Genomic DNA, 14,293 nt, shown 5'->3' on the forward strand with positions numbered 1-14,293 from the left:
CACGCGAGAGGAGAACATGATGAAAGCAACGAATATGGTCCAGGGAAACCTCGCCCTTAAGCTCGAGATGCCTGCGGAACCCACTTTTACGGTTGTTCAGGGTGGCCGCTCCGGCTTTCAGCCTTTGACCGTAAAGTCTGCTCGCAATCAGCAGGCTGCAGTCGCGCCGGCCCGCGTTGCCCTGAAGGTTCCGACGATTGTCGCTGTTGCCGTTTCGCTTACGCTCTTCTTTGTCCTTGCTACGTCGGTCTTTAGCGCTCGCCACACCGCGTATGCCGAGTCCGTTTCCAACGTTACCTACGAGACCATTCGCGTTCAGCCTGGCGATTCTCTTTGGTCTCTTGCCGAGGAATATCCTATCGAAGGCCTTTCCACGCAAGAGACTTCCGACATGATCCGTAACGTCAATCATCTGGAGCATGGTTCGCTCGCCGCCGGTGCGCATCTTAAGGTTCCTGCTCGTTCGTAATCATTATCGCGCTGCGCATGGTACCCTTGTTATCGTTTAAGAGGAGGTACCATGCGCTGTCCCAAATGCGGCAAGGCACATACCCGCGTCGTTGATTCCCGTATGCAGGAGTCAAATAACACCATTAAGCGCCGTCGCGAATGTTGCTCGTGTAACTACCGCTTTACAACGTTCGAGCGATGTGAAGATCCAATCGAGGTTATTAAGTCAGACGGAACCAAGCAGCGGTTCGATCGCAATAAGCTGCTCGTCGGCTTGATGCGCGCCACCATCAAGCGCGATATCGACACTAAGAAGCTCAATGAGATTATCGATGACATCGAGGTCGAGCTGCGCTCTCGCACGCTGACGGCCGTTACGTCCCATGAGTTGGGTGACATGGTACTCAAGCGCTTGGCCAAGATCGACAAGGTGGCGTACATCCGCTTTGCCTCGGTCTACCGCGATTTCAAAGACGTCGATGAGTTTCTGCAAGAGCTCGACAAGCTAAGGTGATTCCATGTCCAACATTACCGTCAACATAAAGCGTCTCGACCCCACCGTCGAGCTTCCCAAATACGCCCATCCCACCGATGCCGGCTTGGATTTGCGCTCCAACGAGGACTGCGTCTTGAAGCCCTTCGAACGTCGTCTGGTCTCTACTGGGCTGGCCATCGCCCTGCCCGATGGCTACGCCGGCTTCGTGCAGCCCCGCAGCGGCTTGGCCATCAAGCAGGGCCTGTCTATAGTCAACACGCCGGGCCTCATTGACGCCCACTACCGAGGAGAACTCAAGGTTATCCTCATCAACCTGGACCCCTCCAACAACATCCAAATCAACAAAGGCGACCGCATAGCCCAACTTGTCATCCAAGAAGTCCCCACGGTCAACCTCGTAGAAGTAGAAGAACTAGACAAAACCGACCGAGGCAACGGAGGCTTCGGCTCCAGCGGCGTCGCTTAGGGGCGCTCGTATCCCTCCCGCCCGTCTCCCACACATATCATTCCATGCTCAAACATTCTCGCTTCGCAGGGGCGCATGGATCCCGCTTTCGCCTGAGCCCCATACATATCATCCCGTGCTCAAACATTCTCGCTGCGCTGCGAAACTGCGCGCGGGACGATATGTATGGGGCTCAGGCGAAAGGGCTACATGCTTGAGATAAAACAATCTTTCTAGTTAGCCGATGCGATAAAGGGATACCTCCTTTGTCGCATCGGCTATCTGAATTAATATTTTCAGGTTTTGCCTTTGCAGGTTCTAGTGGTGGGGAATCTGGTATAGCTGCTAGTACGTTAACGCAGCTTACCTGCGGGAGGCCCCTATATATCGTCCCACGCGCAGTTTCGCAGCGCAGCGAGAATGTTTGAGCATGGGATGATATATAGGGGCCTCCCGCAGGTAAGCGGACAATCCAATGCTAGCGGATATGCGCAGGTTTTCCGCCCCAGTAGAAGCGGCAGAAGGCTCTTTTGCGCTTTTGGGGCTTGCCTACGAGCTCCATGGTTGCGATGGCGATGTCTTTGGCAGCGTGAGGGCGGCGTAGTACTTCGCCGTTGATGAGTAGGGCTTTGAGTGATTCGGGATGGTCGTGCAAGTGACGTAGGGTTACGATGAGTTCTCGTGCGGTGGTGACATGCATGCTGGCGCCCATGCCGGTGAGCATCGTGGTGTTGGCCTTTTCCTGACCGTATGATTTGCCCAGTAGGATCATCGGCAGATGCGCGCACAGGCACTCAGTGACGGTGAGCCCGCCCGATTTGAGGATTGCCAGGTCGCAGCCGTGCATGAGGGCTGCCATGTCGTCCACGTAGTCCAGAACCGTGACGTTCTCGAGCTTCATGGCATCGAAGAGCGTCTTCAGCCGGGTGGCATACTCCACGTCTTTGCCGGGCAAAAAGACAAAGTGCATGTCTTCGAAGCCGCGCAGGAAGGGGAGTGTGTGGTCCATCGCCGCGCGAAAGCGGACGTAAGGCTGAGGCAAACTGGCACCGGCCATTACCAACACGACGGTCTTGTCGGTGGGGAGGTTGAACTTTGCGAGCTCTTCCTCGCGATCGTAATCCGTGTCGAATCCGGCGCGAATAGGAATGCCGGTAATGCGAATCTTTGATTCGGGTACCTTGCGCGGACGCAGCGTTTTGGCCATAAATTCGTTGGCAACACAGAACAGATCGGTGTCCTTGTGGGGCCACCAGCCCTCGACTTCGTAGTCGGTCGGTACGCAGATGACCGGATAATCGATACCCGTAATTACGCGGGCACCCACGGCAACATTGGCTGCTGTGATGTGCGTTGCGACCACGGCTATGGGCCTGCGGCTACGAATATATTCGTTGAAGGCGGGGAACATAATTCGCGACCATGCCGTGCCGCCACCCCAGAGAAGATGTCCCGTAAGCGTATATCTCCAGGTCAGATCGTAAATGGGGCGCGTGGCTCCTGTAAAAGAAGCCGCGGTCTTATTGCCGTCGAATTTAATACGTCCAAAATCAAGGATATCGAGCACTTCAATCTCAACGTCCTCGGGGATGCCATTGGTGCCGCGGATGAGGTCGAATGCCTGCGCAATCGCATTTGCGGCGGCCTTGTGACCCGAGCCGACCGAGGCGTGCACGATGGTCACGAGAGGTTTTTGCTGAGCCAAGAGCGTGGTTTGCTCCGATTGGGGAGTGGCCGGCATGGGCAGGGGAGCGTCGTCGCTCGTCTGCGTCTGATCCATCGATAACTCCCCTTCGACGTTGTAACACGGATTTATCATTGTAGTGCATGAGTGTCACGTTCACGTAAATTTGGGTATGAGCGCAAAGAACGACAACGTTTCGACGAGAGGACTCTTTATGACTACCGACCAGAGGATCGATGTTGCGATTATCGGTGGCGGTCCCGCGGGTTATGCTGCCGCCATTTATGCGGCGCGCGCCAACCTGACGACGACTGTCCTTGAGCAGGGCATGTCGGGCGGACAGATTGCCACGAGCAATGAGATTGAGAATTATCCTGGCATTCCGCTACTGAGCGGTGCCGAACTTGGTGAGCGGTTCCAACAGCATGCTGAAGGCCTGGGGGCTCAGGTTGAATGGAGTATGGTGACGGGCGTCGATTACGATGCCGATGCGGCTCAATTTACCATCCATCATGACATGGGCGACACAGCGGCCAAGAGCGTCATTGCGTGCATGGGCGCCACGCCGCGTCCTGCGGGTTTTGTTGGCGAGGACACGTATCGCGGTCGTGGCGTTTCGTACTGCGCGACGTGTGACGGCATGTTCTTCCGTGGCAAACAGGTCTTTGTTATTGGAGGTGGCAATTCGGCATGCGAGGAGGCGCTGTTCCTGTCCGACATTGCCAGCAGCGTGACCATCGTGCTGCGTCGCGATCAGTTCCGTGCACCCGAGGGCGTTGTGAATAAGGTGCTTGCTAAGGACAATATTTCAGTTAGGTACCAAACTAGTATTGTTGAGCTTTCTGGCGAAACGATGCCCACGACAATCACGTTCAAGGACAATGCGAGTGGCAAAACGCATACTGAGACCTTTGAACCTGGCTCGTTTGGCATTTTTGTCTTTACGGGGACGCAGCCACATACCGAGCTTGTTGAGCATCTGGTCGATCTGGGGCCCGATGGCGGCATCCTTACCGATGATTCTATGGCCACCCGCACGCCTGGCCTATTTGCCGCCGGCGATATCCGCTCCAAGCGTTTACGCCAGGTTGTGACCGCCGTTTCTGACGGAGCCATAGCGGCAACCAGTGCATACGCTTTCCTACGCGGATAAGTACGATAATATATCTTATGTAAGGTTGCTATCTTTAAAACAAAGTGGTTGGACGGTGCATCAATGTGCTGTCCAACCACTTTTACTTGCCGGCTATATGGTATGCAAAACTAGATAACCTAGAATACAATATAGCTAATGAACGGAGGATCCTTATGAACCACGCCAAACGCGTTATCCCGATGTCCGATACATCGGTCAGCATTAAGCCTGAGGATATTCAGCCCACTGTGCTGCCCGATGCATTTATTCAGTCCGATATCGTGCGCAAACTTAATACGTTGAGTCTGCCGCGCTATAACCAGTTGCCCAATGTGACGCTCTACCGCGACCAGGTTATTGAGTATGTTGCGCTGTGGATGGAGCCGCTGTCCATTTGCGTTGAGCAGCCTGTCATTACGCCATCGATGATCAATAACTACGTGAAGGTCGGCCTGGTGCCTGCTCCGGTCAAAAAGCAATATGGCCGCGAGCAGATTGCCCGCCTGATCGCTATCTGCATCTTTAAGCAGGTGCTACCTATTGCTGCGGTGCAGGCACTCTTTAACATTCAGCGTTTGAGCTACGATGCCCCGACGGCCTTTGATTATGTGGTCGATCAGCTCGAGGCATCGATTCGTTCGGCGTTTTCCGTCGAGCAGACGCCGGTTCCCGATACGGCGCATCAGGTAACGCGTGAGTCGCTGCTTGTGCGCAGCGCGGTTTCATCCTTTGTTTTGAAGGCTTACTTGATGAGCTATCTCAAGTTCAACGGGTTTAATAGCTAGCCGACGTATAAAACGGGCGGGACAAAGAGCCATCTGTCGCTTTGTCCCGCCCGTTTTTTTTGCTTGGTTGGACTTTATTTGCCCGAAGCTACGCCCATGCCGTAGCCGATGATCAGGCCGTGCATCTCGGCATAATAGGAATCCAGGCCGTTGCAGGGCATGATGATGGTCTTGGAGCCGGGCCAATGTTCGACTATGCGATCAGTAAGCGCCTGGGCTCCAGCTTCGTTCTCAACGTGATCGATGATGACCTCACCGCCCGTAAAGCCCTCGGCTTCCATAGTGTCGATGATCTTGTTGAGCATCTTCTTTTCGCCACGCGTGTGCCCGACGAGTTCGATTTTACCGGCCTCACTCGCCGTGCCCAAAATGCGGATATTGAGCTTGTTGGCAATGACGCCGGCTGCCTTAGGGATACGTCCGGCTTTGGCGAGGTTTTCGTAATTGCACAAACTGAAGAGGATTTTGCTGTTCTGTTCAAGGCTATCGAAGTATGCGCAAGCATCCTCGAATGAGACATTCGGATTGCTTGCAAGATAGCGGTCGAACAACAGGAAAATGAGGTCCATTTTGCCGCCAGCTGCGCGTGAATTGACTAGATGAATCTGTCGGTCGGGCTCCTCGGCAAGAACCATATCGCGAGCCGTGGCTGCTGCGTTGTAGCTTCCCGACACGCCCTCAGAGATCGGCATGCAGATGGTCTTGTCTGCCAATTTGAAGAGCTCGGCCCACTCCCCTACGCTGGGACAAGCGCTCGAAGAAGCGTTCGTCTCCGCCTGAACAGCGCAGTTGAGCTCATGAACATCGAGAGAAAGGTCATCGACGAATTCACGCTCCCCCACTCGAATTTTGAGGGGCGCAAATGCAAAGGTGGTATGGGGTGCGGTCGGTTGCCAATCGCGGAGGTTACAGCTTGAATCGGAGATAAGTGCCCAGCTCATAGAGGGTCCTTTCTAATTGTTCTCTAACAATTATAGCCATCTTGCAGACCGATTGGGCCGCTATCTAGTATTCAAAACTAGATAGCGGCCTGCACGGAAGGCAAAAGAATGGACCCCATGACTCAAAGCCACGAGGTCCATATCCGTTTGCTTTATCTGAATACTTAGTAGCGCACAAAGATGTAGTTATTGTTCATGCCGGCGGCAACGGAGCTGATGATAACACCCGTGTTGTAGTCGGAAGCATGAATCATCTGACCACCGCCGATGTAAATGCCGGTGTGGTACGAGTTGACCACAACGTCACCGGGCTGCGGATCGGACACACGCGTCCAGCCCATAAAGGTACCCGTGGTGCCCAGGCGGCAATAGCGACCAGTGAGGCAATAGCTAACAAAACCAGAGCAGTCGAAGCTGTTCGGGCCAATTCCGCCCCAGGAATAAGCACAACCAAGCTTGCTGTATGCACGTGAGACAACAGAACCGCCATCGACGGACTGGCTCGGAGCAGAAGGCGTCGGAGCCGGAGCAGGCGTGGAGGGCTGCGGCGTCGGAGCAGGTGTCGGCGTGGGCGCCGGAGTGTTGCCGCCCTGGTTGTTGTTATTGCTGGTCTGGCCACCGTTGTTGGTGTTCTCGGTCGCACCGGCAGTCTCGTTGCTCACCGTGGCCTTCTCGGCGGTGCTGGCGTTGATGCCGGCCTGCAGCGCGGCGTTGGCCTCGGCCTCGGCGGCAAGCTCGGCTTGCAGCTGCGAATCCAGGGAGTTTACGACGTTCTGGGCTTCAGCCTGCTGGGCGTTAAGCTCGTCGACCTTCTTTTGCGTGGTGGCGACGTTCTTTTCCTGCTCGGCCTGCTTATCGGTGAGCTGCTGCTTAAGCTCCTTGACCTCTTGAATGGTCTGAGCTTGCTTATCGGAAACTTTGCCGTAGTAGAACAGACGGTTGAGCATATCGCTCAGGTCATCGACACCCGTCAGAACCTGAAGCAGGCTCAGGCCGCCGGTTTTGTACTCGCCGGCGACATAGGTCGAGAGCTTGGCCTGACCGTCGGCGATCTCCTGCTGCTTTTGCGTGATCTCGCCAGCAGTCTGATCGAGCGCCTGCGTCTGCGTGGCGAGTTCATCGTAAATCTGCTGGGTTTGGGTACCGATCTGCTCGAGCTTCGTACGAGCAGCGGCAAGGTCGGATGCGGTATCGGCGTAGGCAGGAGCCGCGAGGCCCAAGCCCAAAACACAAGCGAGGGTTGCCGTAGCAGCGCAGCGTGCCATGTTTTTGTGCGTGTTTGCTGTGCGCATGTAGCTTCCTTTCCAGTAACTAAGGGTAACGGCTAGTCCACCGTCACCAGGCTAAAGAGCTCCACATCGTCATCAGACGGCGTGAGCTTCTCGCGCGGGTTGAGAAACGCAAGCTCAAGGATACAACCATAACCGACAAGCTTTGCGCCCATATCTCGCACCAGTTTACCTGTTGCCTCGACGGTTCCGCCCGTCGCGACCAAGTCGTCCAGAATCAACACGGTATCTTTAGAGCTGATAGCGTCGGCATGGATCTCAATTGAATCGGTGCCGTACTCGAGCTCGTAGCTCTGGCTCACGGTCTCGCGCGGCAGCTTTCCCGGTTTACGTGCGGGAACAAAGCCGGCGCCAAGGGCTACAGCCACCGGTACGCCAACCATAAAGCCGCGAGCCTCGGGACCCACGACCTTGGTGATTCCCATGCCGGCAAAGTGCTCGGCGAGGGCATCGGTCATGGCTTTGAGAGCCTCGGGATTGCCAAAGAGCGGCGTGATGTCCTTAAATACGACTCCGGGTTCGGGATAGTCGGGAATATCGACGATATGAGATTCGAAGTCATACATGGCGTGACCTTTCATGGATTGCCGAAATTTCAGCAGCGGTTATTTGCCCGCGGTGGCGGCGCCGGATTGCGACGGGGCGACGACTTTGAGCGGCTTTACGAGAGAATCCTCGTGCGAAACCGGCGCGGCTGGCTCTTCGTTTTTGGCCTTGGTGGACTCGGAACGCGTGATTTCCTCATCGAGTGCATCGATGTCGGCGTCCTCGACCACGGCGTTGAGCGACTCAAAAACGCGGTTCTTGAGCAGCGCGGTGTGCACGCCCTCCGTCAGGTCGTGAAGCTTCTTAAACGCACGCTCGAGCTTGGCGTCGCGCTCGTCATCGGAGGTATCCATTCCGAGCATGCTCACGAGCACCTGCTCAAACATCGAGGACTCGCGGTTGGCGGAAGACACGTACTGACGCAGGTTGCGTGGCTCGATATGGAAGCGCGACAGCTCGGAGCAGTAACGGATGATCGGGAAATCTCGGCCATCGACGAGCTCACGATTCTGCGGACTCTTGATGATGCGAATGAGGTCGTTCTCAGCGAGCGAGCGGATAAACGAAATCTCGACGCCCAGCATATCGGGAATGGTCTCGATGGGATGCAGCTTTTGCTTAGTCTCCTTGGGCTCCGTCTTGAGCGGAACATCGGACAGCAAGCCCACCTCGTAGGCGAGCGTTGACAGGTCCGTGGCGTTTTCCAAGCGCTGCTTAATCACGTTGAGTGGCATATAGCGGGTCTTCTGCAGGTGCAGAATGACCTCCAGGCGATCAACGTCCTCCTTGGAGTACTGACGGTATCCCTTTGGCGTACGATGAGGGGTAATGAGCCCCTCATCCTCTAGAAATCTAATTTTTGAGTTCGAAAGATCGGGGTATGCGCCTCGAAGTAGGTTGACGACTTGGCCGATACTCAGATAGTTGCGTTCGGCCATGCCCTACTCACCGGTTTCGATGCGCTCCGGCGTGCTCTCGTGGTAGATGAGCGTAAACGTACCGATCTGAACGGAAGAACCGTCGTGCAGCGGGGCTGCATTGACAATGGCACCGTCGACCCAGGTACCATTGAGCGAGCCCAGGTCCTCGATGCGAGCGCCGAGGCCCTCGCGAATAATGCGCGCGTGGCTGCGCGAAACGGTCATGTCATTAAGGAAGATGCCGTTCGCGGGATCGCGGCCGATGGTGGTCACGTCGTCCTCGAGCTCAAAGGCGGCACCAGTCTGCGGACCCTTGACGATGGACAGAACGGGGGCGGTGATGCGCACGTTGGCCATGAGGTCGGGAACGGTGACGTCGCTTGAAGGCACGCGGAATACGCAGGTAGCGTCAGCAGTCTTATCATTCTGAGACATATTGTTAACCATGTTGTCCATGACAACCCCTAACTTATCGCGGACGTGCCGCAAATAATGAACCGTACGTAATCATACCCCAACGAATCAGTCTTCGATTTCAGGGTTCAGAAAGTCGATGTCCTCGTCCTCGGGATGCGTGAGAGCCTGTTTAATGGCCGCTCCGCCCTTAATGGAGTAGATGACAGCGGTGAGCATGGAGAAGATCACGCCGCCGTACACAAAGAAGATGCCGAGGGGCATCGAGCTTCCGTTGAGGCCCGGGAAGGCCGTAAGGGATGAAGGTAAAAGATGCAGGCCGTCAATAACGGGGAAACCGAGCAGCATGAGCGAGAAACCAGTCATGAGCAGCGCTGTGGCAATCTTTCCGGGGAAGACGACATCGATGGGGCGACGGTGATAATGACGAACGATAAGCGTGCCGATGCCCAGATAGATGTCGCGGCCAATAATGAGCACACAGACCCAGATGGGCAGCTCTCCGCGGACCACCAGTCCCAAGACGCCGGTGAACAGCAGCGCGCGGTCGCAAATGGGATCCATGACCTTGCCGAGCCACGAGACCGTCTTGGTCATGCGGGCGATCTGACCGTCCATCCAGTCGGTGGAGGCGGCAACGGCGTAGATAACGATGGCGATGACGCGGTTGTTGTCCGTCACAAACAGGTACAGAAATACCAGGGTGAGGATCAGGCGCGTAAAGGTGATGAAATTGGAGATCGTAAAGATCTTATTCGACGGGTAATCGGAAGTGCCGATAAGCTCCTTTTTGATCTTCTTTTTGATGCCCACAGGACTCCCCCGCTGGTTAACGACAAAACTTTCGATACTATACCCGTTCCGGCGATGTCTATCCAGCGTAAGCATAGAGAGTCCAGACATGTGGAGGGCGCTTTTAGGCGGCGGGGATTTCGCATTCGTGTACATCAGCCTCCAAACATGTCGAAAAATGTCGATTTTGGTGGCTGATGTACACGTTTTGATTCGGTGATTACATCGAGCGGGAACGTTGTTGCTTTAAGCAAAATAATCATGGTGATTAAAACAAAAAAGGTCAGGCACTAGGTGCCTGACCTGTAAACTTCTGGTCGGGACGACTGGATTCGAACCAGCGACCCCTTGACCCCCAGTCAAGTGCGCTACCAAGCTGCGCCACGTCCCGAAGCTTTTGTTTGTTGCTCTGCTCTCGCTCGCAACAGGGAGTATATTAACCCGAAACTTTAGACTTGTGCAAGAACTTTTTTACAAATTTTGAAGCAAGTCCAAAATTGTATCTGCGAGCTGGGGTTTTGTTAGCACGGGAAGTTCTTGCGTGCCCGTTGTGCTCACAATCCAGGCCTTGTTAGTGTCGGTTCCAAAGCCCGAATCGGCGCGCGAGACATCGTTAGCGATAATGGCGTCGCAACCCTTGCGGGCCAATTTGCGCTCGGCGTACTCGACAACGTTATCGGTCTCGGCCGCAAACCCGATCACGCATCGTTCGTCCTTCTGGCGCGAGAGCTCGGCCAAAATATCGATCGTCTCGACAAGGTCGATACGATCCAGGTGTTCGTTGGCTTTTTTGAGTTTGTGGTCCGCAGGGGCCGCCGGGGTGTAGTCGGCGACGGCAGCCGCACAAATTGCCGCATCGGCCGTCTGGAAGGCGCTCAGCGCCGCCTGCAGCATCTCTGCGGCGGTCTGCACGCGTACGCACGCCACGCCGCGGGGAACATCGAGCGATGTCGGTCCCAGCACGAGCGTGACCTCGGCACCGCGGCGTGCGGCCTCCCCTGCCAGGGCGACGCCCATCTTGCCCGACGACCGGTTACCGATGAAACGCACCGGGTCGATCGGTTCGTGCGTGGGGCCGGCGGTGATGACGATGCGCTTGCCCGCCAGGTCCTGAGGCGCGGGGTTGAGCACCTCACAGACAGCCTCGACGATGTCCTCGGGCTCGCTCATGCGTCCCGTGTCCACGTCGCCGCAGGCAAGGTAGCCGCTGCCCGGACCCACCACATGGACACCGCGATCGCGCAGCGTGGCCATGTTGGCCTGCGTCGCCGGCGCTTTCCACATGCCGTTGTTCATGGCCGGCGCGATCACGATGGGTCGCGGCGTCGCAAGCAGCGTGGTGGAGATGAGGTCGTCGGCGATGCCGTTGGCCATCTTGGCGATGATATTGGCCGTCGCGGGCGCCACGACCACCAGATCGGGTTCCTGCGCCAGCGAAATATGGTGGATGGGGTCGGAGGGGTCGTCGAACAGGCCTACGGCGACCGGTTCGTTGGTGAGCGCACGGAAGGTAAGTGGTCCCACAAACTCGGTGGCATGCTCGCTCATAACGACCTTGACGCGCGCGCCGCGCTTTTGCAGCAGGCGCACGATATTGCACGACTTATAGGCGGCGATCCCGCCGGTAATGCCCAGCAGGATCGTTTTTCCCTCAAGTTGCATTGAATTGTTGGATGCCGCCGTCATCATTTAGGCTTCCTTGCTGGGAAGCACCAGCAGACGGTGGCAATACGGGCAGTGCGCGATCTCGCTACCGTCGTGGTTGAGGTCGCTCATGGACGATGCCTGCAGTGCGGTGTGGCAGATGGTGGGAATGTTGCCCTTGATGGTCTCGACGGCCAGGCCGCGGAACTGCTTGAGCAGGCGCTCGTAGTCGGTGAGCACGTCGGTCGGCAGCGTGGCAGCCAGCGCAGTGCGCTCCTTGGTGGCGGCGTCAATCTGTGCCTGGAGGTCGGCGGCCTTGGCACGGGCGGCCTTGGTGTCGGCCTTCACGCCATCCTCGAACTTGGCGATGATGGCCTGCGCGCGAGCCTCGCGGTCGAGCGCCTCCTTATGGGCGATGACGACGTCCTTGCGGGTATGCTCGATCTTGTCCAGACGCTTGGCCAGGGTGGCGAGCTCGTTCTCCAGGTCCTGAACCTCGCGGTAGTCAGATCCGTCAACGTGACGCTTCTTGGCGGCCTCGATGGCGTTATTGGTCTGGATTTCGGTGGTGTTGAGATCGTCGAGCTCAATATCCAGGTCCTTGCGCTGGGCGTAGAGCTTGGTCATCTCGGCCTTGAGCTTCACATAGGTCTTGCGCTTGGAAGCGAGCTCCTTGAGCTCCGGCATATTGGCAAGTTCGCTCTTGTTGCGGGCGAGCTCCAAATCAATCTGTTGCAGCTTGAGTAGCGTAGCGCCGGCGCTCATAAGTTCTCTCCTTTTGTCACAGTCCACCATTGGCAAGGGTTCAGTATTTTAATCGCATGACGGGGGTCTACCCCGGCGTCAACCGCAGAGTTCATCAAGATATCAACGAACGGCTCCTCGGAGCGGTCGTGGCCGAGCAAGATCGCCGGCAGACCGCGCAAGGCTAGGTCTTGCGCCACGTGGTAGCCCGCCTCGCCCGTCACGATGACATCCGCACAGGCGGCGATGGCAAGCTCTCCGAAGTCGCCCAGGGAGCCGCCCAAAATGGCAACGGTGCGGCACGGGCGCTCAGCATCGCCCCACACGCGCGGGTCGCTTCCGAAGGCCGTGGCAGCGCGGTTGGCAAGGTCGCGCAGGCTGCAGGGGTCGTGGAGGGTCGCGAGTGCGCCCAGACCGGTGAGCTCAGGCTCGTCCACATGCTCCAGTGAGCTCATGGGCTCAGCGCCCAGCAACTCACTCAGGCGAACGCGCGCCTCATACGAGCGGTCCAGGTTGGTGTGGAGCGAGATAATGCTCACCCCACAACGGGCCGCCTCGTAGAGCGCCGCACTGCACTGGGGACGTGTCGCGCTGGGCGGGCAAAATGCCTCGGGCGCCTTGATGTAGACGGGATGATGCGTGAGCAACACGTTGGCACCGGCCTCCAAGGCGCGGTGCACGTTGGCCCTGGTGGCGTCAAGCGCGCAGGCAACGCCGCGGATCTCGTCGTCGGGGTCGCCAACGGATAAGCCTACGTGGTCCCAGGGTTCGGCGTCCGTCTTGGGATAGTGTGCCAGCAGTGCACGCTCGAGATCGGAGACGATCATGCGGCACCTACGATCGAGAGCAGCGTCTGGGCAAAATCGTCCAGATCGCTCGGATTCACGCGGTCATCGAAGGAAATGCGCAGTGCGCCCAGAGCCTGCTCGCGACCGATGCCCATCGCGCTCAAAACGTGGCTGGGGTCCATGCTGCCGCTCGAGCATGCCGAGCCTGCCGATACCTCAAAGCCGGCGGCGTCGAGCTTGATGATGAGCTCCTCGGAGTCCATGCCGTCAATGTAGATCGATACCATGCCGGGCAGACGGTCGGCATGCGCATAGTCGCCCATCGTGGCGTGAATGCGCGGATGGGCCGTAAGCGTGGCGTAGAGCTTGTCGGAAAGGGCCTGCAGCTTCTCGCGCTCCTCGGCCACATGGGGCGTCAGCGTGCGGGCGGCAGCGGCAAAGGCCAGCTGCGTGCGCAGGTCCTGCGTGCCGGCTCGACGTCCGGCTTCCTGTCCGCCGCCAAAGATGCGGGGGCGCAGTGGCGTACGGGTCTTAACGTAGAGCGCGCCGGATGCCACAGGACCGCCAATTTTGTGGGCGGCAACGGACATGGCATCGACTCCCAACTCGGTGGCATCGAGCGGAATATGCAAGTAGCCCTGGATGGCATCGGTGTGGAACAGGGCGCCCACGGTATGCGCGGCGGCGGCCAGCTCGCGGATGGGCTGCACCACGCCGGTCTCGTTATTGGCGGCCATGATACTTACGAGCGCGACATCGTCTCCGAGCAAGTCACTCAGCGCGGCAGGCTCAATGTAGCCCGCACGGCAGGGCTGCACCAGGTCGACGGTAAAGCCAGCGGCGCGTAGCAGCGGCAGGTTGTCCAGGATCGAATCGTGCTCGATGGCAGATACGATCACGCGGTTGCGCTTGCGGTCGTGCTGACGGGCGCCCTCGGCAAGTCCGAGGAACGCCAGCTGGTTTGCCTCGGTGCCGCCATTGGTTAAGATAATCTCGGACGGGCGGACGCGTGCGCCAAAGCTGCGGGCGATCTCGCGGCGTGCGGCCTCCAGGCGCGCGGCGGCCTTGCGGCCGAGCGAATGCAGCGAGTTGGGATTGACGCCGGCAAGCTCGCTGTCGTCGTACTCGCGCTGCGTAAGGAGCGCCTCGGCGCGCATAGGCGTCGAGGCGGCATAGTCAAGATTCACGGGTATGCGGTTTTGACCTGCGGTCATAAGGGT

At 57.6% G+C, this 14,293-nt stretch carries 16 protein-coding genes and 1 tRNA gene; 5 read left to right on the forward strand and 12 right to left on the reverse strand.

Features of this window, described 5'->3' with window-relative positions; translation table 11 throughout:
• The first annotated feature begins 19 nt into the window (after positions 1–19).
• From I4W09_RS00555 to dut, 3 genes are read left to right on the forward strand one after another with little or no spacing between them, the layout of a single operon-like run.
• Positions 20–469, forward strand: coding sequence for a LysM peptidoglycan-binding domain-containing protein (locus tag I4W09_RS00555; protein WP_196031237.1), 450 nt, complete (start codon positions 20–22; stop codon positions 467–469).
• A gap of 51 nt (positions 470–520) precedes the next feature.
• Entirely contained in the window at positions 521–964 is a 444-nt protein-coding gene (gene nrdR / locus I4W09_RS00560) for a transcriptional regulator NrdR (protein ID WP_022093781.1), read from the forward strand.
• A gap of 4 nt (positions 965–968) precedes the next feature.
• On the forward strand, positions 969–1,412 hold the full coding sequence (dut, locus tag I4W09_RS00565) for a dUTP diphosphatase (RefSeq protein WP_196031238.1): 444 nt from the start codon (positions 969–971) through the stop codon (positions 1,410–1,412).
• A 457-nt stretch (positions 1,413–1,869) separates the two neighbouring features.
• Here the strand turns inward: dut and I4W09_RS00570 are convergent, their stop codons facing one another.
• The gene (locus tag I4W09_RS00570; protein ID WP_230318582.1) at positions 1,870–3,171 is read right to left on the reverse strand and encodes an MGDG synthase family glycosyltransferase; all 1,302 of its coding nucleotides are present in this window, start codon (positions 3,169–3,171) and stop codon (positions 1,870–1,872) included.
• Between the two features lie 118 nt (positions 3,172–3,289).
• Here I4W09_RS00570 and I4W09_RS00575 point away from each other — a divergent pair, with 118 nt between their 5' ends.
• Complete coding sequence (locus tag I4W09_RS00575) at positions 3,290–4,228, forward strand: NAD(P)/FAD-dependent oxidoreductase (RefSeq protein WP_230318583.1); 939 nt, start codon at positions 3,290–3,292, stop codon at positions 4,226–4,228.
• Between the two features lie 155 nt (positions 4,229–4,383).
• Positions 4,384–4,995, forward strand: a complete 612-nt coding sequence (locus I4W09_RS00580; protein ID WP_196031240.1) for a DUF1836 domain-containing protein — start codon at positions 4,384–4,386, stop codon at positions 4,993–4,995.
• Between the two features lie 74 nt (positions 4,996–5,069).
• Here I4W09_RS00580 and I4W09_RS00585 read toward each other — a convergent pair whose 3' ends face one another.
• The 11 genes from I4W09_RS00585 to I4W09_RS00635 all read right to left on the reverse strand — a co-directional run bounded on the left by I4W09_RS00585 (position 5,070) and on the right by I4W09_RS00635 (position 14,287).
• A complete protein-coding gene (locus tag I4W09_RS00585) occupies positions 5,070–5,936 on the reverse strand; it encodes a DegV family protein (protein ID WP_196031241.1) in 867 nt (288 codons plus the stop codon).
• A gap of 164 nt (positions 5,937–6,100) precedes the next feature.
• A complete protein-coding gene (locus I4W09_RS00590; RefSeq protein ID WP_196031242.1) occupies positions 6,101–7,228 on the reverse strand; it encodes a coiled-coil domain-containing protein in 1,128 nt (375 codons plus the stop codon).
• A gap of 32 nt (positions 7,229–7,260) precedes the next feature.
• Positions 7,261–7,791 carry an adenine phosphoribosyltransferase gene (locus I4W09_RS00595; RefSeq protein ID WP_195362049.1) on the reverse strand — a complete coding sequence of 177 codons (531 nt, stop codon included), beginning with the start codon at positions 7,789–7,791 and terminating at the stop codon, positions 7,261–7,263.
• 39 nt (positions 7,792–7,830) lie between these two features.
• On the reverse strand, positions 7,831–8,709 hold the full coding sequence (ftsR, locus tag I4W09_RS00600; protein WP_148346656.1) for a transcriptional regulator FtsR: 879 nt from the start codon (positions 8,707–8,709) through the stop codon (positions 7,831–7,833).
• 3 nt (positions 8,710–8,712) lie between these two features.
• Positions 8,713–9,147 carry an FHA domain-containing protein gene (locus I4W09_RS00605; RefSeq protein WP_196031243.1) on the reverse strand — a complete coding sequence of 145 codons (435 nt, stop codon included), beginning with the start codon at positions 9,145–9,147 and terminating at the stop codon, positions 8,713–8,715.
• Positions 9,148–9,213: 66 nt separating this feature from the next.
• Positions 9,214–9,918, reverse strand: a complete 705-nt coding sequence (locus I4W09_RS00610; protein WP_196031244.1) for a CDP-alcohol phosphatidyltransferase family protein — start codon at positions 9,916–9,918, stop codon at positions 9,214–9,216.
• A 293-nt stretch (positions 9,919–10,211) separates the two neighbouring features.
• Positions 10,212–10,288 (reverse strand) — tRNA-Pro (locus I4W09_RS00615).
• Between the two features lie 80 nt (positions 10,289–10,368).
• Positions 10,369–11,583: a bifunctional phosphopantothenoylcysteine decarboxylase/phosphopantothenate--cysteine ligase CoaBC gene (coaBC, locus tag I4W09_RS00620; protein WP_230318593.1), complete on the reverse strand. Its 1,215-nt coding sequence runs from the start codon at positions 11,581–11,583 to the stop codon at positions 10,369–10,371.
• A gap of 3 nt (positions 11,584–11,586) precedes the next feature.
• Positions 11,587–12,306, reverse strand: a complete 720-nt coding sequence (locus tag I4W09_RS00625; protein ID WP_196031245.1) for a zinc ribbon domain-containing protein — start codon at positions 12,304–12,306, stop codon at positions 11,587–11,589.
• Complete coding sequence (locus I4W09_RS00630) at positions 12,303–13,112, reverse strand: Nif3-like dinuclear metal center hexameric protein (protein WP_196031246.1); 810 nt, start codon at positions 13,110–13,112, stop codon at positions 12,303–12,305. The genes I4W09_RS00625 and I4W09_RS00630 overlap by 4 nt, the downstream gene beginning before the upstream one ends.
• Positions 13,109–14,287 (reverse strand): cysteine desulfurase family protein, encoded by a 1,179-nt coding sequence (locus tag I4W09_RS00635; protein WP_196031247.1) that lies wholly within the window; start codon positions 14,285–14,287, stop codon positions 13,109–13,111. The genes I4W09_RS00630 and I4W09_RS00635 overlap by 4 nt, the downstream gene beginning before the upstream one ends.
• Positions 14,288–14,293 lie beyond the last annotated feature (6 nt).

It is taken from the genome of Collinsella aerofaciens, assembly GCF_015670795.1.
Lineage (GTDB): Bacteria > Actinomycetota > Coriobacteriia > Coriobacteriales > Coriobacteriaceae > Collinsella > Collinsella aerofaciens_Q.